Raw genomic sequence first — 25,408 nt, 5'->3', positions numbered from 1 at the left:
TCGGTGGGTGGCCATAGACTCGGAGTGCCATGAGTAGCCTCTTTGACGACCTCCCGCTCCCCGGTTTCGAGGCACCCGCCGCCGGGTCGAAGCAGCCCGCCGTGCCCCTCGACGAGGAGCCCCCGCCGTACGAGGACGACGCCCCGTACGAGGCCTACGAGGAGGCCATCCCGGAGGGGCTGTTCCAGACCGACCACGCCGCCGAGACCGCGCGGGACGCCTGGTACCGCAACGGCGCCGCCCGCACGGTGGTGGATCCGGCACAGCTGCTGGAGGGCATGAACGACCCGCAGCGCGAGGCGGTGCTGCACGCGGGCTCGCCGCTGCTCATCGTGGCCGGCGCCGGCTCCGGCAAGACCCGGGTGCTGACCCACCGGATCGCCCACCTGCTGGGCGCCCGCGGCGTGCAGCCGGGCGAGATCCTGGCGATCACCTTCACCAACAAGGCCGCCGGCGAGATGCGCGAGCGCGTCGAGGCGCTGGTCGGCCCGCGGGCCCGGGCGATGTGGGTGTCGACCTTCCACAGCGCGTGCGTGCGGATCCTGCGCCGCGAGTCCAAGGTGCTGGGCTTCACCTCCAGCTTCTCGATCTACGACTCGGCCGACTCGCAGCGGCTGATGTCGCTGGTCTGCCGCGACCTCGACCTGGACCCGAAGCAGTTCCCGCCGAAGTCCTTCACCGCGAAGATCAGCAACCTGAAGAACGAGCTGATCGACGAGGAGACCTTCGCCGACCAGGCCGCCAACCCGATGGAGAAGAAGCTCTCCGAGGCGTACACGCTCTACCAGCGGCGCCTGCGCGAGGCCAACGCGCTGGACTTCGACGACATCATCATGACGACGGTGAACCTGCTCCAGGCCTTCCCCGACGTCGCGGAGCACTACCGGCGCCGGTTCCGGCACATCCTGGTCGACGAGTACCAGGACACCAACCACGCCCAGTACATGCTCGTCCGCGAGCTGAGCGGCGGATCCGTCGCGGCCGCGCCGAAGCGCACCGTGGACGGGGAGTTCGTGAACCCGGCCGCCGGGCGCCTGTCCGAGGTGCCGCCGGCCGAGCTGTGCGTCGTCGGTGACGCGGACCAGTCGATCTACGCCTTCCGCGGCGCGACGATCCGCAACATCCTCCAGTTCGAGGAGGACTACCCGAACGCGACCACGATCCTGCTGGAGCAGAACTACCGCTCCACGCAGACCATCCTGAGCGCCGCCAACGCCGTCATCGAGCGCAACGCCAACCGGCGCGAGAAGAAGCTCTGGACGGCCGGCGAGCACGGCGAGAAGGTCGTCGGCTACGTCGCGGACGACGAGCACGGCGAGGCCCAGTTCATCGCCGACGAGATCGACCGGCTCACCGACGCGGGCGACGCCAAGCCCGGCGACGTCGCGATCTTCTACCGGACGAACGCCCAGTCCCGCGTGTTCGAGGAGGTGTTCATCCGGGTCGGCCTGCCGTACAAGGTGGTCGGCGGGGTGCGCTTCTACGAGCGCAAGGAGGTCCGGGACGTCCTGGCGTACCTGCGGGTGCTCTCCAACCCGGAGGACACCGTGCCGCTGCGCCGGATCCTCAACGTGCCCAAGCGCGGCATCGGCGAACGGGCCGAGGCGATGGTCGACGCGCTGGCCGCACGGGAGCGGATCTCCTTCGCCCAGGCGCTGCTGCGCGTCGACGAGGCGTACGGGATGGCCGCGCGCTCGGCCAACGCGGTGAAGAAGTTCAACGTCCTGATGGCCGGGCTACGGCAGGTCGTCGAATCGGGCGCGGGCCCGGCCGCGGTGCTGGAGGCCGTCCTGGAGGAGACCGGCTACCTGGCCGAACTCCAGGCCTCCACCGACCCGCAGGACGAGACCCGGGTGGAGAACCTCCAGGAACTCGCCTCCGTCGCCCTGGAGTACGAGCAGGACCCGGGCGAGCGGCCCGACGCCGACGAGGAGGGCACCCCGCCGGTCGGCTCGCTCCCCGACTTCCTGGAACGGGTCGCGCTCGTCGCCGACTCCGACCAGATCCCGGACGACGAGGAGGGCCGGGGCGTCATCACGATGATGACCCTGCACACCGCCAAGGGCCTGGAGTTCCCGGTGGTCTTCCTGACCGGCATGGAGGACGGGATCTTCCCGCACATGCGGGCGCTCAACCAGGTCAAGGAACTGGAGGAGGAGCGGCGGCTCGCCTACGTGGGGCTCACCCGGGCGCGGCAGCGGCTCTACCTGACCCGCTCGGTGCTGCGCAGCGCCTGGGGGCAGCCCGCGTACAACCCGGCCTCGCGGTTCCTGGAGGAGATCCCGGAGGACCTGGTGGAGTGGAAGCGGAGGGGGGCGGCGCAGGCGCCGGCCGCGCGCGGCTTCTCCTCGGGGTCGTCCTGGGGCAAGTCCTCGTCGGGGGGCGGCGGTTCGCGCTCCTCGTCGGGTTCTTCGGGCTCGTCGGCCTCGTCGAAGCCGAAGGCGGGCTGGGGGCAGTCGGCGCGACGCGGCGGCCAGGCCGTCGAACGGGACGCCGTCTCGCTCGCGGTCGGGGACCGGGTCACCCACGACACCTTCGGGCTGGGCACGGTGGTGGGCGTCACCGGCGTCGGCGACCGGGCGCAGGCCACGGTCGACTTCGGCTCGGAGGGCCGCAAGCAGCTGCTGCTGCGCTACGCGCCGGTGGAGAAGCTCTAGCTTTCCCTAGCGGGGGTCGAGCCCGTTCGAGAGGAACCACGGCAGCGGGTCGACCGGCCCGCTGCCGGCCGGGCGGATCTCGAAGTGCAGGTGCGGCCCGGTGCTGTTGCCGCTGCTGCCGACGAAGGCGATGACGTCGCCCTGCTTCACCGGCCCCTTGCGGACCTTGTACGCCCGCAGGTGGCAGTACCAGGCCTCGGTGCCGTCGGGCATCTTCAGCACCGTCATGTAGCCGTACGACGGGTTCCACTGGGTGCGGATCGTGCCGTCGGTGACGGCCATCACCTCGGAACCGCCGTCCACCGGGAAGTCGATGCCGGTGTGGCGGTTGGCCCAGTGGGTGCCGGCCTCGCCGAACAGCTCGCCGAGGCCGTGCCGGGCGACCGGCATGACCACCTTGGGCTTGACGGGCTCGGCGCTCGGCTGCGCGCCCGGGGTGCCCTGGGCGTCGGCGGGTTGGGCGCCGGCCAGCGGCTGGCGGGCGTCACCGCGGGAGGCCTGGGCCGGGTCGCCGGCCGCGACCGCCTGCCGGGCGGCCGTCTTGGCGGCCTCGGCGCCGCCGTCGGCCGGGTTGTCCGGGCTGTTCGGGTTGTTCGGGTTGTTCGGGTTGTCTTGGGCGTCCGGGGCGTCGACCGCCGTCCGTGCCGTCCGGCCGGCCGCCTGGGCGTGCTGATCGGCCTCGCCCCGCACGGTGACGGCCGCCGCGGCGGCGACCCCGAGCGCGGCCACCGACGGCAGCGCGACCCGCAGCAGTGCGGTTCTGGTGGCGGCCTTGGCGGCGCCGCGGCGCTGGGTGCGGGACTGCTCGCGGGCGGCGAGGCGCAGCTCCGCACGGGTCGGGCGGGCGGCTGCGTCGGGAGCCATCGGGGGCTGCCTCCTCGGTGGGCCTGGGGCGCGTCGTCGGGCAGGGGAGCGGCAGGGAAAAGCGGTACGGGGGAAGCGGGGAGAAATCAGCCGAGACTGTAGCCGCAAGGCCGACGCCCCGGAAAAACCTCCGGTTGTCAAGAGGTCGGCCGGGGGTCTGTGCGGTGGCCGGGTGGACGGGCATACCCACTGGTAGCAAGGCCGGGGGCTGTGACTTTGCCCTCCTCTTGGGAGGTGGCGCGGCCAACCGGGCCGGGTGGCGCTAACCTCCCCTCAGGTTGGTTATTGGCCGTTAACCGCACCCGTGGCCCGCGAGGTCCGGTCGGATGGTGGACGACGAGGTCCAGGAGGCAGTCATGAGTGTGTCGGGGCCGATCCGTGTGGTGGTCGCCAAGCCGGGGCTCGACGGTCACGACCGTGGCGCCAAGGTCATTGCGCGTGCCCTGCGCGACGCCGGTATGGAGGTCATCTACACCGGGCTGCACCAGACGCCCGAGCAGGTCGTCGACACCGCGATCCAGGAGGACGCGGACGGCATCGGGCTGTCGATCCTCTCCGGTGCCCACATGACGCTGTGCGCACGGGTGTTGGAGCTGTTGAAGGAGCGCGACGCGGCGGACATCAAGGTCTTCTGCGGCGGGATCATCCCGGACGACGACATCGCCGAGCTCAAGGCGATGGGCGTCGCGGACATCTTCACCCCGGGCACGTCCACCCGGGACGTCGTGGCTTGGGTCGCGGCCAACCTGCGGGCGGCCGGCTGAGGTTGACGGTGCGGGACGGGCCGGCCCCAGGCTTCGGCGGGGTCGGCCCGTTCCGTCGTTCCGTCGTTCCGTCGCTTCGGGAACGGGCGTCAGGCGTCGAGTTCGGCGAGCATCGCGGCCCGGAATCGCAGCGTTCCGGCCAGCCGGGCGAAGGTCTCCGACCAGGCGGAGTCGGGCGCGGCCCCGGCGGCCAGCTCCTCCACGGCGGCCGCCGTCTCCGGGGCGAGCGCGCGTTCCGTCATCCCGAGCACCCCGCTGTGGCTCCACGGGTACGCGCCGGAGCCGGCGGCGCGGGCCAGGGCCGTCACCACGGCGGTGGACAGCGGCGGCGTCCACGGCGTGCCGCAGGCGCCGAGCAGTTGGAAGGCCTCGCCCAAGCCGTGCACCTCGATGAACGCGGCCGTCCAGGCGGCCCGCTCCTCGGGTGGGAGGACGGCGAGCAGCTTGGCGGGGGCGCCGGTGACGCGGGGGGCGCGGGCCCGTCCGGCGCCGCGGGCGGGCGGTGCGGGCGCCGGGCCGAGCAGCGCCCGGGCCCAGTCGGCGTCGTGCTGGCGGACGGCGGCGCGCGCCCAGGCCTCGCGCAGGTCGTCGGCCCAGCTGCTGCTGGTCTCGTCGATGCTGTCGCCGACCCGCAGGGCGAGCAGCTGCTCGGGTGTCAGGCCGGTGCTCTCGGGCCAGAGTCGCAGCGGTGCGGCGGCGATCACTTCGCCGAACCACCAGGCCCGTTCGCCGCGTCCGGTGGGGGACTTGGGCGGTATGCCGTCGCGCTGCATGGCCGCGTCGCACTCGGCGGGCGGGGTGACCAGCAGGTGCGTCCCGGCCGCGGCGAGGCGGACGGCGGTCCTCGCCCGCTCGGCCATCCGCCGGGCGAGGGCCGAGCCGGGCAGGGTGGAGAGCAGTTCGGCGGCGGTGGCGCGGACGTTCTTGCTGCGGTCGCCGAGGGCGGCCTCCAGGAAGGGTTCGTCGGCGGCGGAGAGGCCGTCCTGGAGGGCGTCCAGGAAGAGCAGGCGGTCCTCGGCGCGCTCGGTGGACCAGGTGCCGCTCAGCAGCTCCAGGCCGGCGGCCGGATCGCGGCGGCGCAGCAGGGTGAGGTGGGTGACCCGCTCGGCGAACAGGCCCTCGTGCCACAGCTGGTGGTCGACGGGCCCGCCGGGCTGCTCGGCCGGGTCGGGGGCGGCTGTGCGCAGCACGAAGCGCCAGTCGGGGTTCTGTTCGGCCAGCCAGCGGCCCAGTGGTCCGGCCAGCGCGACGGCGTCGGAGCGCAGTTCGCTGCGGGCCCGGGCGGCGTCGAGCAGGCCGGGTATCAGTGCGCCGGGCGGGCGCAGGCCCTGGGCGCGGGCGGTGGCGAGCCACTGCGGGAGCAGTTCGGCGAGGTTGGCCAGGGTGGCGCCGCCGCTGCCGCCGGACCGGCCGGCCAGCAGGACGGCGAGCCGGCGGGCGGCCGCCGCGGGCAGCTCGGGGCGCCGGTCCTCGGGCGCGGGCGGGCCGGGTGGTCCGGCGGCGGGGACGGGCAGGGCGCCGGCCCGGCGGCGGACGGTGGCGAGGGCGGCCAGCTCCAGCAGCGCGGTGGCCGGGTCGGCCTGGTCGACGGTGTCGGCGAGCGGCAGGGTGGTGGCCGGGAGCGGGCGGCGGTCGGTGCCGAGCAGGGCGGTGGTGTGCAGGGTCTCCCACGGGTCCTGGGTGATCGTCATCTTCGGTGCTCCTGATGTGTTCTGGACGCTAGACGGTGGTGAGGCCGATCGGGCGGTCGTGGCCGGCCCAGGCCGTGACCGGGGCGAAGCCCTGGTGGCCGTACTCGCCGAAGACCGTCAGCGGGCGGCCGGTGGAGACCGCGGCCAGCCGCCACAGGGCCGCCTCCGGGAGGGCCGAGGTGCGGACGGGCAGGGTGTGGTGGCCGTCCGTCAGGTACCAGCCGTCCGGGGTGCGGACGGGCACGGCGCCGGTGAGGACGGTCGGCCAGCTGTCCAGCCACGGGTCGTCGGCGACGGCGGTGCCGTAGCCGGCGACCGCCTCGGCGACGGTGAGGCCGTCGGGCGGGCCGGCCGGGCCGGGCTCGGGGGCGCCGTAGCGGGTGCCGAGGGCGGCGCGCAGCGGGCGGGCGCCGGGGTGGAAGGCGAGGTCGGCCTCCAGCAGGTGGCCGGTGGGCAGGGCGAGGTCGGGGGCCTGGCCGGGGCGGCCGAAGGCGAGCAGCAGGGCGGGGCGGCCGGTTTTGGCGCCGCGCAGCCAGACCCGGCGGGTGGTGAGCCGTTCGTCGGCGGAGTCGCGGCTGCCGAGCACCTGCCAGCGGTCGCGCACGGTGGGGCCGGCCAGGATCTCGGCGGTGTCGGTGGGGTAGCCGACCCGGGTGCGGACGGTGGCGGCCAGTTCGGCCGGCAGCTCGTCGACGCGGGTGGCGGCGGTGGCGAGCAGGTGCAGCATCGCGTACTCCTCCAGGAGCCGGTCCTGCGGGGCGGCGTCGAGTTCGCGGACCCGGGTGGCCAGGCCGGGGGCCTGGGCGTCGACCATTCGGGCGGCGACCTCCTCCCAGGGCCCGGCGGTGGACTGGTCGGCCAGGCCGTGCCGGATCCGGTCGGCCAGGCGAAGCCGCAGCTCGGTCGCGCCGGCCGCCACCCGGGCACCGCGCCGCTCGGCCCGGCGGCGGGCGGCGGCCGGGTCGGCGGGGGGCGCGGCGCGCTTCTCGGCGCGCTCCTCGCGGGAGGTGAGCCAGTCGGCCGCCCATGCGGCGGGTTCGGCGGCCGGGACGGCCTCCGGGGCGCCGCTCCACAGCAGGAGGAGCCCGAGCGCGTGCTTGCACGGGAACTTCCGGCTGGGGCAGCTGCACTGGTAGGCGGGCGTGGCGAGTTCGATCACGGTGCGGTACGGCGTGCTGCCGCTGCCCTTGCACTCGCCCCAGAGCGCGGTGCCGTCGGTGCCCGCCCCGGACCAGGGCGCGGGCGAGGAGAGCTTGCCGGCGGCCTTCTGCGACGCGGCGTCAGGTGCCAGGGACAGGACGTGTTCGGTGCTCCAGCGTTCCTCCATGCGACCGACGGTAGGCGGCGGCACTGACATCGGCTGACCGCCCGTCGGGAGCGCCCCGGGGTTTGTCAGTGCCGGGGTGCAGGGTGGTTCCCACAGGCCGGGACGCCGGCCCCAGCTCCCCCCGATCACCCTGCCGCCGAGGGCACCCGTGTGCCCGGCGGCCGACCCGAAGGAGCCCCCGTGACCGACGTTCTGCGGCAGCATGCCGAGGACGCCTTCGCCGGTGAACTGGCCGCGCTGGCCGCGCAGGACGACCGTCCGCGCCCGGAGCGCTGGAAGCTCTCGCCGTGGGCCGTGGCGACGTACCTGCTCGGCGGCGAACTGCCCGACGGCACCCCGATCACCCCCAAGTACATCGGCCCGCGCCGGGTGGTGGAGGTCGCCGTCACGACCCTGGCGACGGACCGCGCGCTGCTGCTGCTCGGCGTGCCCGGCACCGCGAAGACCTGGGTGTCCGAGCACCTGGCCGCGGCGGTCAGCGGGGACTCCACCCTGCTGGTGCAGGGCACCGCCGGCACCCCGGAGGAGGCCGTCCGGTACGGCTGGAACTACGCCCGGCTGCTCACCGACGGCCCGAGCCGGGACGCCCTGGTGCCCTCGCCGCTGATGCGGGCGATGGCGGACGGCAAGCTCGCCCGGATCGAGGAGCTGACCCGGATCCCGGCCGACGTGCAGGACAGCCTGATCACCATCCTGTCCGAGAAGACGCTGCCGGTGCCGGAGTTGGGCGGCGAGACGCAGGCGGTGCGCGGCTTCAACGTGATCGCCACCGCGAACGACCGCGACCGCGGCGTCAACGAGCTGTCCAGCGCGCTGCGCCGGCGGTTCAACACCGTCGTGCTGCCGCTGCCGGGCTCGCTGGAGGAGGAGGTCGACATCGTCACCCGCCGGGTGAACCAGCTCGGCCGCTCCCTGGAGCTGCCCGAACTGCCCGGCGGCGCCGAGGAGATCAGGCGGGTGGTCACCGTGTTCCGCGAGCTGCGGGCCGGGATCACGACGGACGGGCGGACGAAGGTCAAGAGCCCGAGCGGCACCCTCTCCACGGCGGAGGCGATCTCGGTGGTGGCCAACGGCCTCGCCCTGGCCACTCACTTCGGGGACGGCGTGCTGCGCGCCGGGGACGTGACGGCCGGCATCCTCGGCGCCGTCGTCCGGGACCCGGTGGCGGACCACGCGGTGTGGCGCGAGTACGTCGAAGGGGTGGTGCGCGAGCGCGACGGTTGGAAGGACTTCTACCGGGCCGCCCGCGAGGAGGTGCGATGACCGCGGACGTCGCGCTGCTCGGCATCCGGCACCACGGTCCGGGCTCGGCCCGGGCGGTGGCCGCCGCGCTGGAGCGGTGGCGGCCGGACGCGGTGCTGATCGAGGGCCCGCCGGAGGCCGACGGCATCGTCCACCTCGCGGCCGGGAACGGCCTGGTGCCGCCGGTCGCGCTGCTGGCCCACGCGGTGGACGACCCGGCGAGGGCCGCGTTCTGGCCGTACGCCGAGTTCTCCCCGGAATGGGTGGCGATCCGCTACGGCGTCGAGCGGGAGCTGCCGGTCCGCTTCATCGACCTGCCCGCCGGGTACGGCCTCGGACCCGCCGCCGAGGCGGGGGAGGCCGGGGAGCCGGGGGAGCCCGCCGGGCCGGTCGCCGACCCGCTGGCGCTGCTCGCCGAGGCGGCAGGCTACGACGACCCGGAGCGCTGGTGGGAGGACGTGGTCGAGCACCGCGCGCCCGGTGCGGACGGCGCGGACGACCCGGACGACCCGGACGGACTGGCGCCGTTCGCCGCCGTCGCGGAGGCGATGGCGGCGCTGCGCGCGGAGGGCCTCGGCGAGTCCCGGCGGGACGACCTGCGCGAGGCGTACATGCGCCAGCAGATCCGGGCCGCCCGCCGCGCCGGGCACCGCCGGATCGCCGTGGTGTGCGGGGCCTTCCACGTGCCCGCGCTGGCGGTGCTGCCGACGGTCGCGCACGACCGGGCGCTGCTCGCCGCACTGCCGCGGAAGGTGCGGACGGACATCACCTGGGTGCCGTGGACGCACCGCCGGCTCTCCCAGGCCACCGGCTACGGCGCGGGCGTGCAGTCACCGGGCTGGTACCACCACCTGTTCGGCACCGAGGGCGATCCGGTGCCGCGCTGGCTCACCCGGGCCGCCGAACTGCTGCGCGCCGAGGACCACCCGGTCTCCTCCGCCCACGTCATCGAGGCGGTCCGGCTCGCCCGCACGCTGGCGGTGCTGCGCGGCCGCCCGCTGGCCGGGCTGACCGAGACCCTGGACGCCGTCCGCGCGGTGCTCTGCGAGGGCTCGGACGTCGCCCTGGAGCTCGTCCGGGACCGCCTGGTGGTCGGCGACGCGCTCGGCGAAGTCCCGGACGCGGCACCGGCGGTGCCGCTCCAGCGGGACCTCACCCGCTGGCAGCGCACGCTGCGGCTCAAGCCCGAGGCCGCGCCGAAGGACCTCGACCTCGACCTGCGCAAGGACACCGACGCGGCCCGCTCGCGGCTGCTGCACCGGCTGCGGCTGCTGGGCGTCGACTGGGGAGTGCCGGCCCGCTCGGCGGTCAACTCGACCGGGACGTTCCGGGAGAGCTGGCGGCTGTGCTGGCAGCCCGAGTTCGCGGTCCGGATCGCCGAGGCCGCCCAGTGGGGCACCACGGTGGAGGAGGCGGCGACCGGCAAGGCCGTCGGCACCGCCCGCGCCGCCGCCGAACTCGCCGAGCTGACCGGGCTGGTGGAGACCTGCCTGCTGGCCGGGCTGGCCGGCGCGCTGCCCGCCGTGATGCGGGTGCTCGCCGACTGCGCCGCGCTGGACACCGACGTCGCGCACCTGGCCGGGGCGCTGCCCGCGCTGGTCCGGGCGCTGCGCTACGGCGACGTGCGCGGCACCGACCACGGCGCGCTCGGCGAGGTCGCCACCGGCCTGGCCGACCGGATCTGCGTCGGGCTGCCGCCCGCCTGCGTCGGGTTGGACGCCGAGGGGGCGGCGGCGATGCGCGGCCGGCTCGACGAGGTGCACGGCGCGATCGGCCTGCTCGGCCCGGCCGCCCGTCCGGAGCCGGACGCCCCGGACGGATCAGCGGGCCCGGGCACCCCGGCAGCCTCCCCGGGCCCGGACGGTTCCGAGGCCCTGGCCGACCGCTGGGCCGCCGCCCTGCGCTCGCTGGCCCGCCGCGAGCCGGCCGGCGGCCCGGCCACCGGCGCCCCCGGCCTGCTGCGCGGGCGCGCCGTCCGGCTGCTGCTGGACGACGGGCGGCTCGACTCCGAGGAGGCCGCCGGCCGGCTGCGGCTGGTCCTGTCCACCGCCAACGCCCCGGCGGACGCGGCCGGCTGGATCGAGGGCTTCCTCACCGGCGGCGGCGCCCTGCTGCTGCACGACCCGCGCCTGCTCGCCCTGCTCGACGAGTGGCTGACCGGCGTGCCCGGCGAGGTCTTCACCGACGTCCTGCCGCTGCTGCGCCGCACCTTCGCCGGGCTGGAGGCGGGCGTCCGCAGCACCATCGGCGGTCGGGTCGCGGCCGGCCCGCTCGGCGAGGCCCCGGCGGCCCCGACCCCGGGCGGCACCCTCGACCCGGCCCGGGCCGACGCCGCCGTCCCGGTGGTGGCCCTGCTGCTCGGCGCCCGCCCCCGGATCCCCCGGCAGGCCGCCGGCCGCAACACCTGACACCCGTGAAGGAGGACCTGATGGCGACCACGACCGACGAACGGCTGCGCCGCTGGCGGCTGGTGCTCGGCGGCGAGGCCGACGGCACCGGCTGCGCCCTGCGCGGCCGGGACGCCGCGATGGACGGCGCGCTGGCCGCGCTCTACCGCGGCGCGCCCGAGGAGGGCGGCCGGGGGGCCCGCGGCGGCCGGCGCAGCGCGGGGCTGGGCGGCTCGGCCCCGCAGGTGGCGCGCTGGCTGGGCGACATCCGCGAGTACTTCCCGTCCACCGTCGTCCAGCTGATGCAGCAGGACGCGATCGCCCGGCTCGGCCTGGAGCGGCTGCTGCTGGAACCCGAGATGTTGGAGGCCGTCGAACCGGACGTGCACCTGGTCGGCACCCTGCTGTCGCTCAAGCACGCGCTGCCCGAGACCACCCGGGAGACCGCCCGGGCCGTGGTCGGCAAGGTGGTCGCCGATCTGGAGCGCCGGCTCGCCGACCGCACCAGGGCCACCCTGGGCGGCGCCCTCGACCGCAGCGCCAAGGTCAACCGGCCCCGCCACCGCGACATCGACTGGGACCGCACCATCCGGGCCAACCTGAAGAACTACCTGCCCGAGCACGGCACCGTCGTGCCCGAGCGGCTCGTCGGCTACGCCCGCGCCCAGCGCGCGGTGAAGAAGGACGTCATCCTCTGCATCGACCAGTCCGGCTCGATGGCCCCGTCGGTGGTGCACTCGGCGGTGTTCGGCGCGGTGCTCGCCTCGATGCGCACGCTGGACACCCGGCTGGTCGTCTTCGACACCTCGGTGGTCGACCTCACCGAACAGCTCACCGACCCGGTCGACGTCCTGTTCGCCACCCAGCTCGGCGGCGGCACCGACATCAACCGCGCGCTCGCCTACTGCCAGTCGAGGATCACCCGGCCGTCCGAGACCGTGGTGGTGCTGATCAGCGACCTCTACGAGGGCGGCATCCGGGACGGCATGCTCAAGCGCGTCGCCGCGATGAAGGCGGCCGGCGTCCAGTTCATCGCCCTGCTGGCGCTCTCCGACGAAGGTGCGCCTGCCTACGACCACGCCCACGCCGCCGCCCTGGCCGCCCTGGGGGCCCCGGCCTTCGCCTGCACCCCGGACGCCTTTCCGGAGATCATGGCCGCGGCGATCGAGAAGCGCCCGCTGCCGGTGCCTGACCAGGGAGTGTGAGGATTCACCCGGACGTGCGAACCGGCCGACCGGCGGACGGGGGGTGCGCCGACCGCCCCCGTAGGCTGTCTGTGACGGTTCTCACCACGGACGGGCAGGCCCCGGGCGAAACAGTCCCGTCGTACGGGGATAACCTGCCAGACGGACGTGACGCGCGTGTTGATTGACGTGTGCGCCCGTGGCTGTGTGGGCCGCAAGGCCGTACCTCTGCGTACCCGCACCGCCCCGACGACCCGCAGCGAAGATCCTGCCGTGGCACGCTCGTAGAGACACAATCCGCGACCACGAACAAGGACAAACACGTGGACCTGTTCGAGTACCAGGCGAGGGACCTCTTCGCCAAGCACGGTGTGCCCGTGCTTGACGGTGATGTGATCGAGACCGCCGCAGACGCTGCCGCCATCGCGGAGCGCTTCGGCGGCCGCGCCGTCGTCAAGGCTCAGGTGAAGGTGGGTGGCCGAGGCAAGGCCGGTGGCGTGAAGCTCGCCTCCGACCCGGCTGACGCCGTCGCCAAGGCCGAGGCGATCCTCGGCATGGACATCAAGGGCCACACCGTCCACAAGGTGATGCTGGCCCAGACCGCGGACATCAAGGACGAGTACTACGTCTCGTTCCTGCTGGACCGCACCAACCGCACCTTCCTGGCGATGGCCAGCGTCGAGGGCGGCGTGGAGATCGAGGTCGTCGCCGAGGAGAACCCCGACGCGCTCGCCAAGATCCCGGTCGACGCCAACGAGGGCTGCACCCCGGAGAAGGCCGCCGAGATCGTCGCCGCGGCGAAGTTCCCGGCCGAGATCGCCGACCAGGTTGCCGACGTCCTGCAGAAGCTGTGGAAGGTCTTCATCGCCGAGGACGCGCTCCTCGTCGAGGTCAACCCGCTGATCAAGTCCGGCGAGGGCAAGATCATCGCGCTTGACGGCAAGGTCTCGCTGGACGAGAACGCCGAGTTCCGCCAGCCCGAGCACGAGGCCCTGGAGGACAAGGCCGCGGCCAACCCGCTGGAGGCCGCCGCCAAGGCCAAGGGCCTGAACTACGTCAAGCTCGACGGCCAGGTCGGCATCATCGGCAACGGCGCGGGCCTCGTGATGAGCACCCTCGACGTGGTCGCCTACGCCGGTGAGAACCACGGCGGCGTCAAGCCCGCCAACTTCCTCGACATCGGCGGCGGCGCCTCCGCCGAGGTCATGGCGAACGGCCTGGAGATCATCCTGGGCGACCCCGACGTCAAGTCGGTGTTCGTCAACGTCTTCGGCGGCATCACCGCCTGTGACGCGGTCGCCAACGGCATCGTGCAGGCCCTCGCGCTCCTGGAGAGCAAGGGCGAGAACGTCACCAAGCCGCTGGTCGTCCGTCTGGACGGCAACAACGCGGAGCTGGGTCGCAAGATCCTCGACGACGCCAACCACCCGCTGGTCCAGCGCGTGGACACCATGGACGGCGCCGCTGACCGCGCCGCCGAGCTGGCCAACAAGTAAGGAAGGGGACTTTCACACCATGGCTATCTTCCTTACCAAGGACAGCAAGGTCATCGTCCAGGGCATGACCGGCTCCGAGGGCATGAAGCACACCCGCCGCATGCTCGCCTCCGGCACCCAGATCGTCGGCGGTGTCAACCCGCGCAAGGCCGGCACCACGGTCGACGTCGACGGCACCGAGGTGCCCGTCTTCGGCGGCGTCGCCGAGGCCATGGAGAAGACCGGTGCCGATGTCACCGTCATCTTCGTGCCGCCGAAGTTCACCAAGGACGCCGTCGTCGAGGCCATCGACGCCGAGATCGGCCTGGCCGTCGTCATCACCGAGGGCGTTCCGGTGCACGACACCGCCGCCTTCTGGGCGTACGCCGGTTCGAAGGGCAACAAGACCCGGATCATCGGCCCGAACTGCCCCGGCCTGATCAGCCCCGGACAGTCGAACGCCGGCATCATCCCGGCCGACATCACCACCTCCGGCAAGATCGGTCTGGTCTCGAAGTCGGGCACCCTGACCTACCAGCTCATGTACGAGCTGCGGGACATCGGCTTCTCCTCGGCCGTGGGCATCGGCGGTGACCCGGTCATCGGCACCACCCACATCGACGCCCTCAAGGCGTTCCAGGAGGACCCGGAGACCGAGCTCATCGTCATGATCGGTGAGATCGGTGGCGACGCCGAGGAGCGTGCCGCGGCCTACATCGCCGAGCACGTCACCAAGCCGGTCGTCGGCTACGTCGCGGGCTTCACCGCCCCCGAGGGCAAGACCATGGGCCACGCCGGCGCCATCGTCTCCGGCTCCTCGGGCACCGCCCAGGCGAAGAAGGAGGCCCTCGAGGCCGCCGGTGTCAAGGTCGGCAAGACGCCGTCCGAGACCGCCCGCCTGGCGCGCGAGATCATCGCCGGCTGACGTCGGTCGACTGCGTAGCCAGGGCCTGTCCGGCGGATCTTGTCGGATCAGCGCGCGGCGTTGGGCGCCCGGCTGGGCGTGCGTCCGAGTCGTCCTCGTACTGGACGTACTTGGACGATTCGGACGTGCGTCCAGCCGGGATGCCCGGCGTCGCGCGCCCGGCAAGATCCACCGGACAGGCCCTAGCGCCCCTGCCCTTTCACGGGCAGGGGCGCTCGCGCGTTCGCGGACGCCGTCAGTGCGGTGTCGACCCGGTCGTGCACGGCAGCGGTGACCACAGCGGGCAGACCTCCGGGCCCTGCGGCGGCGGCGGGGCGCCCGCCCCCCGGGCGACCGCCGGCAGCTCCCACCGCGCGGCGGCCTGCGGCGCCGACTCCACCACGACCGCCTCCACCCCCGGCGTCGGGCTGCACCACAGGCTGCGGACGACGTTCGGCGGCCCGCCCGGCAGCGCCGGCACACCCGGCACAACAGGCGCGCCCGGCACGCCCGCGTTCGCCGTCGACAGGCACATCGCCGGCTCCGGCGGCTCCGGGGACCGGAACAGCGTCACCGGCCGGATCCCCACCAGCGTCGCCAGCGCCGCCCCGCCCACCGCCGCCGTCAGCAGCGCCGCCGCCCCCGTCCGGCTCGCCGTCCACAGCCGGTGCCGGGCCAGCAGCACCGGCACCGGCGGCCGGTGCGGCTGCGGGCAGCCCCGGACCGCCGCCCGGTGCAGCAGCCCGCTCAGGCCGTCCGCGAACCCCGGTGCCGCCGGATCCGGCCCCAGCAGCTCCGGCACCCACCGGGCCAGCGCCACCCGGGCCGCCCACACCCGCCCCTCGGCCGCCGCCAGCGTCGACTCCACCTCCACCGCGACCGCCGTCGCCGGCAGGCCCAGCCCGTCGTGCAGCACCAGCGCCCGGCGCTGCGGCCGGGACAGCCGCCGCAGTGCCTTCAGCAGCGCCCGGTCCCGGTCGGTCAGCCGGTCGTGATCGGGCAGCACCGCCTGCGACTCGTCCGCCGGCCGTACCCGGATCCGCCGGTGCGGCAGTTTCCAGGCGTGCATCCGCCGGGGCCCGCCCCGGTGCCACGGGGACAGCGCCAGCTCGCACGCCCGTACCCGCACCCACCCTTCCGGATCCCCCGTCGCGGCCACCTCCGCCCAGCCCCGGCGCGCCGCCCCGAACGCCAGCCGGACGCAGTGCGCCGCCCGGTGCCGGCAGGCGGTCAGCAGGAACACCTGCTGCACCAGCCGGGTGTGCGCCTGCTCGTACAGCTCCTCGAAGCTCCCGGCCGGCCCGGCCCGCTCGTCGTCGGCCGGCGTGGCCGCGCGGGCGGGCCGCCCGGTGCCGGTGGCCGGGTCGTCGGGTCGGGCCTGCGCCGCGGGCGGGGTGTCGCGGGTGCCCGGCGGTGTCGTGGTGGCGGCGGGTGTGCTGATGCGCTCTCCCGGGGCGTTCGGGGCCGCCGGGGCGCTAGCGGCGTCGGTGGCGGGGGTGGGGGCGTGGGCGGGGTGGGCGGCCGGGCCGGGGTGCTCTCCTCCGGTGCCGAGGACGGGCGGGCGCGGCGGCGCGGGGTCGGGGGTACGGGGGTCGGCGGCAGGGTCCGCCTGGGCGTCGCCGGGCGCGTCGGGGCTGGGTGCGTCGGGGCCGGGTGGTGTGGGGCCGGGTGGTGCGGGGTCGGGGCTCTTCGGGCGGGCGGTGGTGAGGGCGACGGCCTCGGCCTCGGTGGCCGCGCCGAGTTTGCGCATGGCCCGCTGGACGTAGCTGCGGGCGGTGGCCGGGGTGACGCCGAGGGCGGCGGCCGCCTGCGGGAGGTCGCGACCGGCGGCGAGGTGGGCGAGCACCTGGGCCTCACGGGGCGTCAGTTTCCGTAGGGGGCGCGCCGCGTCCTGGTCGGGGCGGGTGGCCCGGGGTTTGCGGGGGCGGTTCTCGGGGGTGGGGGAGTCGGCGCCGGCGGGGTGTTCGGCGGTGGGTGGCGTGGTCATCAGACGCTCCGGGCCGGTGCGCCGGCGGCTTGGGGATCGGGTCTGAAAATGCGCATAAGCCAATAATCTGGGACACGGCGGCGGTTTACCGCTTCACGGGGCATGGCGAGTCGCCTTGGCACCATGAGGCGTATGACGCAGCTGATGGGCCGTCCGATCCTGGAACTGCCGGGCGAATTGGGCGGACGCCCGTTGCCGGCCGACCTGTTGGCGGGGGTGCGGACGGCGCTGGTCGGCCTGGCGGTGGTCGGGGTGCCGGTGCTCGGGCTCTGGGTGGCGACGCCGTACGCGGACAACGGGGCGACCGGTGCCACCCGGTTGGCGGGGGCGCTGTGGTTGCTCGGGCACGGCGCGCCGGTGCTGCGGGGGGACGCGGGCGCCCCGCTGACCGTCACCCCGCTGCTGCTGGGCGTGCTGGCGGTGGCTCAGCTGTACCGGGCCGCCGTCGCGGTGGCGTCGCGGCGCGGGCCCCGGCCGCGCTGGGGCGGCCCGGCGGCGGTCTGGGCGGGCTACTGCGCGGTCGCGGTGGCGGTGGTGCTGCACTGCACGGGCGCCGGGCTGTTCCGGGCCAGGGTGCTGCCGGACGTCCTGGTGGTGGGGTTGCTGGCCGGGCTGGCGACGGCGGCGGGCGCGCGTTCGGCCCGGGCCGCCGGCCCCGACGCCCCGCCCCGCCGCCCGGCGTGGCCGCTGCTGGACCGGCTGCCCGCGCCGTTCCGACCGGCCGGCGGCGCGGCGGCGGTGCGCGGCTCGGTGCTGGCGGCCGGGGCGGGCCTGGTGGCGGCGGGCGGGGTGCTGGTGGCGGTGGCGGCGGCGCTGGACGCGGCGGTCGGGGGCGGGCGCGGGATGGCGGTGCTCGGGCGCGGGCCGGCGGCGCTGGTCGGGCTGCTGCTGCTCGGGGTGGTGCTGCTGCCGAACGCGGTGCTCTGGGGGACGGCGTACGCCCTGGGCCCGGGGTTCGCGGTGGGTTCCGGGACGGTGGTGGCGCCGGGCGGCACCGTGCTGGGCCCCGTCCCGGAGTTCCCGATGTTCGCCCTGCTGCCGGCGGAGGGCCCGGGTGGCTGGCGGCTGGCGGCACTGCTGCTGCCGGTGCTGGCGGGGGTGGTGCCGGCGGTGCTGCTGGGCCGGGCGGCGGCCGGCCCGCGCGCAGCGGCCGAGGCCGAGGCCGGGTCCGGGACCGGCGACGGCGACGGCGACGGGGGCGGCGACGGACCGTGGCCGCTCGCGGTGACGGTGGTGGCGGTGCTGGCGGCGGCGCTGCTGACCGGCGTCGCGGTGGCGGCGGCGAGCTGGCTGGCGGGTGGCGCGCTGGCGGGCGGTCGGATGGCCCGGCTGGGGCCGGCGCCCTGGTGGACGGGACCGGCGGCGGCGGGCTGGTTCGCGCTGGTGGCCGTGCCGGGCGCGCTGCTGGTACGCCATCGGGCGCTGTGCCCCGCGACCGTCCCGGAGGCCGACGAAGGGGTCGACGGAGGGGTCGACGGAGAGGTCGACGGGCAGGCCGCCGAGGAACTCGACGCGGACGCCGACGAGGAGGCCCTGCCCGCCGCCCGCGCCCGGTCGGCCGAGCGGCTGCGCCGGGGGGTGCTGCTGCTGCGGGCCCGCGGGTACGCCGCGGTGCTGCGCCTGGGTGGGCGGGCCCCCGGAAGTGACTAGGGCGTGTCCGGCAAGACCGGCCGGACAGGGTCTAGCCGGCGTTCCCGGTGAAGTCGACGTACCACTTGGGCGCGAACCGGTCGCAGTTGTCGGCGCCGACGGAGGTCAGCGAGTCCCGGACGCAGGTGACGTAGTCGTTGTAGTACATCCCGAGGCCGATCACCGAGGTCGCGACCACGACGGTCATCGCGCCGGTGAGGATTCCGGCGAGCGCGGCCGGGGTGAGCGGGTTCGGGGCGGCGGGCTGGCGGGCGGCGGGCTGGGGGGCGGCGCCGGTGACGGCGGCTGCCGGGGCGGGCTTGGGGGTCCGCAGCGCGCTGATGCCCCACACGATGCCGAGCGCGCCGACGAACAGGGCGGCCCAGTGGAAGCCGGCGAACAGGCAGACCAGCGCGAGCGGCCCGGCCAGTGCGGCGTTGCGGGCCCGGCGCTGGGCGGGGTCGGCGGGGTCGAGCTTGGGCGGCTGCGGGGCCGGTGGGGTGGGGCGGCCGTCCTCGGGCCGGCCGGGGCCCCAGGGGTGCGGCGGCGGGAGCTGCGGGTGTTCGCCGGTGCCCTGGCCGCCGGTGCCGTCCGGGCCCTCGCCGGGCCAGGGGTTGCGCGGCTGCCACGGCTGGTCCGGGGCATCCGCCGGCGGCGGCGCGAAGGGGTTGCGCTCGCCGGTGTCGTCACCGCTGCTCATGGTTCAGCCATTCCTTCTCGGTCGGGGCGGCGGTCTCCCGCCTTCCCTATGATCCCGCAGCCGTTCGCCGGTCCTCAGGCGGCCTGCCCGCTGCGCGGGTGCCGGGAGGGCCGGTGCCCGGGGCAACTCCGCTGTGCGGGCCGGAGGAGATCCCCGTCTCAACTACGCGCGTAGCGCCGCCGGGAGGGTGCGGAGGCCGTCCGACCAGCCGTTATCGTGGTGACGGTCAGCAGCTCGCAGAGGTTCCCGGGTGCCCGCGTCGCGGTGGGTTCTCCTGGTGTTCCCCCTCGCTCGACCTGCCGTTCGTAGTGGCCCCACCACCGGTGGACGTACCAGCGGGCGGCGCCCGACCTACGGAGAATCGCGCAGTGGCCGCCGCCCCCGCCCAGCTCTTCCCGCCCCGTACGCCCGGACCGGCCCGCCTGGTGGTGCTGGTCTCCGGTTCCGGCACCAATCTGCAGGCGCTGCTCGACGCCGCAGCCGATCCGGCGTACGGCGCCGAGATCCTCGCCGTGGGTGCGGACCGCGACGGCATCGCGGGCCTGGAGCGGGCCGAGAAGGCGGGCCTGCCGGTCTTCGTCCACCGGGTGAAGGACTTCGCCGACCGGGCCGACTGGGACCGCGCGCTGACCGCCGCCGTTGCCGCCCACGAGCCGGACCTGGTGGTCACGGCCGGGTTCATGAAGATCCTCGGCCCCGAGTTCATCGCGGCCTTCGCCGGGCGGATCGTCAACACCCATCCCGCACTGCTGCCCTCCTTCCCCGGCGCCCACGGCGTCACCGACGCGCTCGCGTACGGGGTGAGGGTCACCGGCTGCACCGTCCACCTGGTCGACGCCGGGGTGGACACCGGGCCGATCATCGCGCAGGGCGTCGTCGAGGTCGTCGACGCCGACCACGCCGATGGCGGCGAAGCGCTGCACGAGCGCATCAAGACTGTCGAGCGCAAGCTGCTCGTCGACGTCGTGGGCCGGCTGGCCCGCGAGGGCCACCGCATCGAGGACCGAAAGGTATGGATCCCGGCATGAGTGCCAGCTCCACCACCCCCCCTGTCTCCGAGAACATCCGTCCGATCCGTCGTGCGCTGATCAGCGTGTACGACAAGACCGGTCTGGAGGAGCTGGCCCAGGGCCTGCACGCCGCCGGGGTCGCCATCGTCTCCACCGGCTCCACCGCCGGCCGGATCGCCGCCGCCGGCGTCCCGGTGACCGAGGTCTCCGAGCTGACCGGCTTCCCGGAGTGCCTGGACGGGCGCGTGAAGACGCTGCACCCCCGCGTGCACGCCGGCGTGCTCGCCGACCTGCGGCTGGAGTCGCACCGCGCGCAGCTGGCCGAGCTGGGCGTCGAGCCCTTCGACCTGGTCGTGGTGAACCTCTACCCGTTCAAGGCCACCGTCGCCTCGGGCGCCACCCCGGACGAGTGCGTCGAGCAGATCGACATCGGCGGCCCGAGCATGGTCCGCGCCGCCGCCAAGAACCACCCGTCGGTGGCCGTGGTGGTCGACCCGGCCCGTTACGTCGACGTGCTGCGGGCCGCCCAGGAGGGCGGCTTCGACCTGGCCACCCGCAAGCGCCTGGCCGGTGCGGCGTTCGCGCACACCGCCGCGTACGACGTCGCGGTCGCCTCCTGGTTCGAGGCCGGCTACGCGCCGAGCGACGAGCGGTTCCCGGAGTTCCTGGGCGCCACCTGGGAGCGGCAGAACGTGCTGCGCTACGGCGAGAACCCGCACCAGGGCGCCGCGCTGTACAGCGACGGCAGCGGCGGCCTGGCCGGCGCGGAGCAGCTGCACGGCAAGGAGATGTCGTACAACAACTACGTCGACACCGACGCCGCCCGCCGCGCCGCGTACGACCACGCCGAGCCGGCCGTCGCGATCATCAAGCACGCCAACCCGTGCGGCATCGCGACCGGCGCGGACGTCGCCGAGGCGCACCGCAAGGCGCACGAGTGCGACCCGGTCTCGGCGTACGGCGGCGTGATCGCGGTCAACCGCCCGGTCACCGTCGAGCTGGCCGAGCAGATCGCCCCGATCTTCACCGAGGTCGTGGTGGCCCCCGGTTACGAGGACGGCGCCGTCGAGGTGCTGGCCCGGAAGAAGAACCTGCGGGTGCTGCTGGCCCCCGAGGCGCCGGCCAACCGCCAGGAGCTGCGCCCGGTCTCCGGCGGCGTGCTGCTCCAGGACGCCGACCGGGTGCAGGCCGAGGGCGACGACCCGGCGAACTGGCGGCTGGCCACCGGTGAGGCGCTGTCCGAGGCCGAGCTGGCCGAGCTGGCCTTCGCCTGGCGGGCCTGTCGGGCCGTCAAGTCCAACGCGATCCTGCTGGCCAAGGACGGCGCCTCGGTGGGCGTCGGCATGGGCCAGGTCAACCGGGTCGACTCCTGCAAGCTCGCGGTCGAGCGGGCCGGGGAGCGGGCCAAGGGCGCGTACGCGGCCTCGGACGCGTTCTTCCCGTTCGCGGACGGCCCTGCCATCCTGATCGCGGCCGGCGTCAAGGCGATCGTCCAGCCGGGCGGTTCGATCCGGGACGAGGAGGTCGTCGCGGCGGCCGCCGAGGCCGGGGTGACGATGTACTTCACCGGTGCGCGGCACTTCTTCCACTGATCGCGTTCCACCGCTCGCCCGGCGCACCGCCCGGGTGACGGCATGACAGAGCGGCCCGGCTCCTCCGGAAGGGGAGCCGGGCCGCTCGTCGTCCGATCGGCTCGGACCGGGCCGGTCAGTGGTGCGGCCGGTCAGTAGCGCGGCCGGGCGAACCAGGCGACGCCGTCCTTGACGCTCATCCCGACGATCATCGTGATCGAGACCGCGAGCCACATCAGCGTGAAGACGATGCCGACCGGGTTGGCGTTGTTGGCGAACGAGCCGGCCAGCCCCAGCAGACCGAGCAGTGCGCCGAACGAGCCGTACACCAGGGTGGTGATGCGGACCGCGGGCCCGCCCTTGCCGAACTTCACGCCCAGCGTGATGGAGAAGGCCGCGAACAGCGCGCACACGATGCCGACGACCACCAGCACGCCGGCCGCCGCGTTGCCGAAGCCGTTGAACGGGTCGCTCCCGTCGATCTGCTGGGCCCGGTTGGTGACCTCCTTGGCCGCCGCGGCGGCTATCAGGTAGATGCCGCCACCGATGATCTGCACGGCGCCGATGATGAACAGCAGCACCCGGGTGGTGACCACCAGGCCCGGCATGTTCTGCGGGACGGCCGGCGGGTAGCCGTAGCCCGGTCCGCCGTAGCCCGGCGCGGGCGGCGGGTAGCCGTACCCGGCCGGCGGGGCCTGCTGGGGGTAGCCGTAGCCGGGAGCCTGCGGCGGCTGGCCGTACGGGTTGTTCGGGTTGTTCGGGTCGGGCGGGTAACTCATCGATGCCTCCGGGCAGTTGCGGGGACGTGGGGACGGGACGGAGGGCCCGGTTCCGGTTGGCGAGTCGGGTCGCCGGTGGAACGGGACGCTAACGGAGGGGAGTGACAGCCCGGAGCGGATCCGGGCGCGGCCGGCTCAGGCGCGCGGTGAGAGCGCTGAGAGCGGTGAGAGCAGTGCGAGCGGAGTCGTCGACGGGCCCGCTGCGGGCAGGACGGCGCCGCAGTGGTCGGGCGGCTCGGTCTGAAGTGGTCGGCTCACGTGCTCTTTCCCCCGGGTACGCCCCCGCCGGGTGTCCGTCGGCCCGTCACCGGGCCGGGTCGCGGCAGGGAATGCCCGCATATCGTCAACCGGACGGCGGGGCCGTGTCCAGCCGGTTCCGCGCGCCGGACCGAGACTGTGGCGCAACCGCAACGTGGTCCGGGCCTTCCGTACCCGTCCGACCGGAGGGCGGGAGGACGGCGGGGGCCGGTGGGAGGACGACGGGGGCCGACGGGGGCCTGTGGGAGGACGACGGGAGGACGACGGGAGCTCGAAGACGGGCCCTGGTACGGCGGCTTGCCCCGATCCGGGAGAATGGGGTCATGACTGCCCAGATTCTCGATGGCAAGGCCACCGCCGCCGCGATCAAGTCCGAACTCGCCGCCCGCGTGGCGGTCCTCAAGGCGAAGGGCGTCACGCCCGGCCTCGGCACCGTCCTGGTCGGCGACGACCCGGGCAGCCGCTGGTACGTCAACGGCAAGCACAAGGACTGCGCCGAGGTCGGCATCGCCTCGATCCAGCGCGAGCTGCCCGCCACCGCCACCCAGGAGGACGTCGAGAACGTCGTCCGCGAGCTCAACGCCGACCCCTCCTGCACCGGCTACATCGTCCAGCTGCCGCTGCCCAAGGGCCTGGACCAGAACCCGGTCCTGGAGCTGATGGACCCGGACAAGGACGCCGACGGCCTGCACCCGACCTCGCTCGGCCGGCTCGCCCTGGGCATCGAGGGGCCGCTGCCGTGCACCCCGCTGGGCATCGTCGAGCTGCTGCGCCGGCACGACGTCGAGATCAACGGCGCCGAGGTGGTCGTGATCGGCCGCGGCGTCACCGTCGGCCGCTCGATCGGCCTGCTGCTGACCCGCCGCAGCGAGAACGCCACCGTGACCCTGTGCCACACCGGCACCCGGGACCTCGGCTACCACCTGCGCAAGGCCGACATCATCGTGGCCGCCGCGGGCGTGCCGCACCTGGTCAAGCCGGAGGACGTCAAGCCGGGCGCGGCGGTGCTGGACGTGGGCGTCAGCCGCAGCGAGGGCAAGATCGTCGGCGACGTGCACCCGGGCGTGGCCGAGGTGGCCGCCTGGATCTCCCCGAACCCCGGCGGCGTGGGCCCGATGACCCGCGCGATGCTGCTCAACAACATCGTCGTGGCGGCCGAGCGCCGCGCCGGCGTCTGACCCCGCGACCGACACCACCACGAGGGACGGCGAGCATGACGGAACCGCGACCGGCGCGGACCCCGCGCAGGCCGGTCAAGACCACCGGCACCCTGCCGCCCGAGGGCGCGGCCGCGGCCCTCGGACGCGACCACACCCTGCCGGTCCGGCAGTGGCCGATAACCCTGGTCCTGCTGGTGGTCGGGGCCGGCCTCGCGGTCACCTGGTTCGCCGACTTCAAGGACGGCTTCAAGTACGGGCTGCTGATCCTCGGCTGCGGGGTGCTGCTCGGGGCCGTCCTGCGGCTGGTGCTGCCCGAGGTCGGGATGCTGGCGGTGCGCAGCCGCTTCACCGACGTGATCGTGCTGACCTTCCTGGGAGCGTCGATCGTGCTGCTGACCCTGGTGGCGCAGCCGAACCCGTGGCTGGAGATCCCGCTGCTCGACAACATCGGCAAGTTGATCGGCCGGCCCAAGCACTGACGCCGGGGTGACCGTGACGGCCCCCGCCCTGCGAGCCAGGGCGGGGGCCGCCGTCCGTTGTGACGCATCAGCCAGGCCCGCACCCGCGGCGTACGCTTCCCTTTGCGATAACCTGACGCCGGTCTCTCGATGTCGAGAGACCATCCTCGGCTCCAGCGCGCCGGTGTGCCTGGGGCACCTGGCGATCTGCTGGAGAAGGTAGAAATGACCCGCACCCCCGTCAACGTCACCATCACCGGAGCGGCCGGCCAGATCGGCTACGCGCTGCTCTTCCGCATCGCCTCGGGCCACCTGCTCGGTGCCGACGTCCCGGTGAACCTGCGCCTCCTGGAGATCCCGCAGGGCCTCAAGGCCGCCGAGGGCACCGCCATGGAGCTCGTCGACTGCGCGTTCCCGCTGCTGCGTGACATCACGATCACCGACAACCCGAACGAGGCCTTCGACGGCGCCAACGTCGCGCTGCTGGTCGGCGCCCGTCCGCGCACCGCCGGCATGGAGCGCGGCGACCTGCTGCAGGCCAACGGCGGCATCTTCGGCCCGCAGGGCAAGGCCATCAACGACCACGCCGCGGACGACATCAAGGTCCTGGTCGTCGGCAACCCGGCCAACACCAACGCCCTGATCGCCCAGCGCAACGCCCCGGACGTCCCGGCCGAGCGCTTCACCGCGATGACCCGCCTGGACCACAACCGCGCGGTCGGCCAGCTCTCCGTCAAGACCGGTGCGCCCGTCTCCGACATCAAGCGCGTCACCATCTGGGGCAACCACTCCGCCACCCAGTACCCGGACATCTTCCAGGCCGAGATCGCCGGCAAGCCGGCCTTCGAGGCCATCGGCAGCGACCAGGCCTGGCTGGACGAGACCTTCATCCCGACCGTCGCCAAGCGCGGCGCGGCCATCATCGAGGCCCGCGGCGCCTCCTCGGCCGCCTCGGCCGCCAACGCCGCCATCGACCACGTGTACACCTGGGTCAACGGCACCGCCGAGGGCGACTGGACCTCCATGGGCGTCGTCTCGGACGGCTCCTACGGCGTCCCGCAGGGCCTGATCTCCTCCTTCCCGGTCACCACCAAGGCCGGCAAGTTCGAGATCGTCCAGGGCCTGGAGATCTCCGACTTCTCGCGCGCCCGCATCGACGCCTCGGTCAAGGAGCTGACCGAGGAGCGCGACGCGGTCCAGGAGCTGGGCCTCATCTGAGCCCCGCGGCACCGCTTTCCCGACGGCCCGCCGCCTCCTTCCCGGAGGCGGCGGGCCGCCGTGTGGCCAGGCGTCGCCCCTTTCTCCCCTCCCCCGGTCCCAGCCCGTCCCCCCCCTACCCACCGCGGACCAAACCACCGGGG

Annotated in this window: 20 protein-coding genes; 13 read left to right on the top strand and 7 right to left on the bottom strand. The window is 74.7% G+C overall.

Features of this window, described 5'->3' with window-relative positions:
- Positions 1-29 precede the first annotated feature (29 nt).
- Positions 30-2,657 carry a DNA helicase PcrA gene (gene pcrA / locus ACFVX9_RS02125; protein ID WP_380484490.1) on the top strand — a complete coding sequence of 876 codons (2,628 nt, stop codon included), beginning with the start codon at positions 30-32 and terminating at the stop codon, positions 2,655-2,657.
- A gap of 6 nt (positions 2,658-2,663) precedes the next feature.
- Here the strand turns inward: pcrA and ACFVX9_RS02120 are convergent, their stop codons facing one another.
- Positions 2,664-3,521 (bottom strand): peptidoglycan DD-metalloendopeptidase family protein, encoded by an 858-nt coding sequence (locus ACFVX9_RS02120; RefSeq protein ID WP_387979982.1) that lies wholly within the window; start codon positions 3,519-3,521, stop codon positions 2,664-2,666.
- Positions 3,522-3,877: 356 nt separating this feature from the next.
- Between ACFVX9_RS02120 and ACFVX9_RS02115 the strand changes: the two genes are divergently transcribed.
- Positions 3,878-4,285 carry a cobalamin B12-binding domain-containing protein gene (locus tag ACFVX9_RS02115; RefSeq protein ID WP_063351339.1) on the top strand — a complete coding sequence of 136 codons (408 nt, stop codon included), beginning with the start codon at positions 3,878-3,880 and terminating at the stop codon, positions 4,283-4,285.
- 89 nt (positions 4,286-4,374) lie between these two features.
- Here ACFVX9_RS02115 and ACFVX9_RS02110 read toward each other — a convergent pair whose 3' ends face one another.
- Together ACFVX9_RS02110 and ACFVX9_RS02105 are read right to left on the bottom strand one after the other, a co-directional pair.
- Entirely contained in the window at positions 4,375-5,976 is a 1,602-nt protein-coding gene (locus tag ACFVX9_RS02110; protein ID WP_387979980.1) for a DUF5691 domain-containing protein, read from the bottom strand.
- A gap of 28 nt (positions 5,977-6,004) precedes the next feature.
- On the bottom strand, positions 6,005-7,303 hold the full coding sequence (locus ACFVX9_RS02105) for an SWIM zinc finger family protein (protein WP_387979978.1): 1,299 nt from the start codon (positions 7,301-7,303) through the stop codon (positions 6,005-6,007).
- Between the two features lie 150 nt (positions 7,304-7,453).
- Here ACFVX9_RS02105 and ACFVX9_RS02100 point away from each other — a divergent pair, with 150 nt between their 5' ends.
- The 5 genes from ACFVX9_RS02100 (at position 7,454) to sucD (ending at position 14,516) form a co-directional block, all read left to right on the top strand.
- Complete coding sequence (locus tag ACFVX9_RS02100; protein ID WP_363369253.1) at positions 7,454-8,566, top strand: AAA family ATPase; 1,113 nt, start codon at positions 7,454-7,456, stop codon at positions 8,564-8,566.
- Positions 8,563-10,953 carry a DUF5682 family protein gene (locus ACFVX9_RS02095; protein WP_387979976.1) on the top strand — a complete coding sequence of 797 codons (2,391 nt, stop codon included), beginning with the start codon at positions 8,563-8,565 and terminating at the stop codon, positions 10,951-10,953. The genes ACFVX9_RS02100 and ACFVX9_RS02095 overlap by 4 nt, the downstream gene beginning before the upstream one ends.
- 20 nt (positions 10,954-10,973) lie before the next feature.
- Positions 10,974-12,137, top strand: a complete 1,164-nt coding sequence (locus ACFVX9_RS02090; protein ID WP_063349019.1) for a VWA domain-containing protein — start codon at positions 10,974-10,976, stop codon at positions 12,135-12,137.
- 302 nt (positions 12,138-12,439) lie between these two features.
- Positions 12,440-13,612 carry an ADP-forming succinate--CoA ligase subunit beta gene (gene sucC / locus ACFVX9_RS02085; protein ID WP_063349020.1) on the top strand — a complete coding sequence of 391 codons (1,173 nt, stop codon included), beginning with the start codon at positions 12,440-12,442 and terminating at the stop codon, positions 13,610-13,612.
- A 19-nt stretch (positions 13,613-13,631) separates the two neighbouring features.
- The gene (gene sucD, locus ACFVX9_RS02080; protein ID WP_063349021.1) at positions 13,632-14,516 is read left to right on the top strand and encodes a succinate--CoA ligase subunit alpha; all 885 of its coding nucleotides are present in this window, start codon (positions 13,632-13,634) and stop codon (positions 14,514-14,516) included.
- A gap of 235 nt (positions 14,517-14,751) precedes the next feature.
- On the opposite strand, the gene ACFVX9_RS02075 is transcribed toward sucD, so the two are convergent.
- A complete protein-coding gene (locus ACFVX9_RS02075) occupies positions 14,752-16,482 on the bottom strand; it encodes a sigma factor-like helix-turn-helix DNA-binding protein (protein WP_387979974.1) in 1,731 nt (576 codons plus the stop codon).
- Positions 16,483-16,614: 132 nt separating this feature from the next.
- On the opposite strand from ACFVX9_RS02075, the gene ACFVX9_RS02070 reads away from it, so the two are divergent.
- Positions 16,615-18,132, top strand: coding sequence for a DUF6350 family protein (locus ACFVX9_RS02070; RefSeq protein ID WP_387979972.1), 1,518 nt, complete (start codon positions 16,615-16,617; stop codon positions 18,130-18,132).
- 31 nt (positions 18,133-18,163) lie between these two features.
- Here the strand turns inward: ACFVX9_RS02070 and ACFVX9_RS02065 are convergent, their stop codons facing one another.
- Positions 18,164-18,811: a hypothetical protein gene (locus ACFVX9_RS02065; protein WP_387979970.1), complete on the bottom strand. Its 648-nt coding sequence runs from the start codon at positions 18,809-18,811 to the stop codon at positions 18,164-18,166.
- A 368-nt stretch (positions 18,812-19,179) separates the two neighbouring features.
- Between ACFVX9_RS02065 and purN the strand changes: the two genes are divergently transcribed.
- The gene (gene purN, locus ACFVX9_RS02060) at positions 19,180-19,839 is read left to right on the top strand and encodes a phosphoribosylglycinamide formyltransferase (protein ID WP_371518479.1); all 660 of its coding nucleotides are present in this window, start codon (positions 19,180-19,182) and stop codon (positions 19,837-19,839) included.
- Positions 19,836-21,413, top strand: a complete 1,578-nt coding sequence (gene purH, locus ACFVX9_RS02055; RefSeq protein WP_063349027.1) for a bifunctional phosphoribosylaminoimidazolecarboxamide formyltransferase/IMP cyclohydrolase — start codon at positions 19,836-19,838, stop codon at positions 21,411-21,413. Before purN ends, purH begins: the two co-directional genes overlap by 4 nt.
- Positions 21,414-21,544: 131 nt before the next feature.
- On the opposite strand, the gene ACFVX9_RS02050 is transcribed toward purH, so the two are convergent.
- Positions 21,545-22,171, bottom strand: a complete 627-nt coding sequence (locus tag ACFVX9_RS02050) for a hypothetical protein (RefSeq protein ID WP_063349028.1) — start codon at positions 22,169-22,171, stop codon at positions 21,545-21,547.
- A 135-nt stretch (positions 22,172-22,306) separates the two neighbouring features.
- Positions 22,307-22,429 carry a hypothetical protein gene (locus ACFVX9_RS02045; protein WP_363369236.1) on the bottom strand — a complete coding sequence of 41 codons (123 nt, stop codon included), beginning with the start codon at positions 22,427-22,429 and terminating at the stop codon, positions 22,307-22,309.
- A gap of 323 nt (positions 22,430-22,752) precedes the next feature.
- On the opposite strand from ACFVX9_RS02045, the gene ACFVX9_RS02040 reads away from it, so the two are divergent.
- The 3 genes from ACFVX9_RS02040 (at position 22,753) to ACFVX9_RS02030 (ending at position 25,265) form a co-directional block, all read left to right on the top strand.
- Positions 22,753-23,607 (top strand): bifunctional methylenetetrahydrofolate dehydrogenase/methenyltetrahydrofolate cyclohydrolase, encoded by an 855-nt coding sequence (locus tag ACFVX9_RS02040; RefSeq protein ID WP_371518483.1) that lies wholly within the window; start codon positions 22,753-22,755, stop codon positions 23,605-23,607.
- Positions 23,608-23,642: 35 nt separating this feature from the next.
- Complete coding sequence (locus ACFVX9_RS02035; RefSeq protein WP_063349030.1) at positions 23,643-24,068, top strand: DUF3017 domain-containing protein; 426 nt, start codon at positions 23,643-23,645, stop codon at positions 24,066-24,068.
- Between the two features lie 204 nt (positions 24,069-24,272).
- On the top strand, positions 24,273-25,265 hold the full coding sequence (locus tag ACFVX9_RS02030; RefSeq protein ID WP_387979967.1) for a malate dehydrogenase: 993 nt from the start codon (positions 24,273-24,275) through the stop codon (positions 25,263-25,265).
- The last annotated feature ends 143 nt before the right edge of the window (positions 25,266-25,408 follow it).

Source organism: Kitasatospora sp. NPDC058243 (assembly GCF_042882025.1).
GTDB lineage: Bacteria > Actinomycetota > Actinomycetes > Streptomycetales > Streptomycetaceae > Kitasatospora.
Note: the sequence above shows the minus strand (reverse complement) of the source record. Positions and strands in the feature narration are given on the sequence as shown.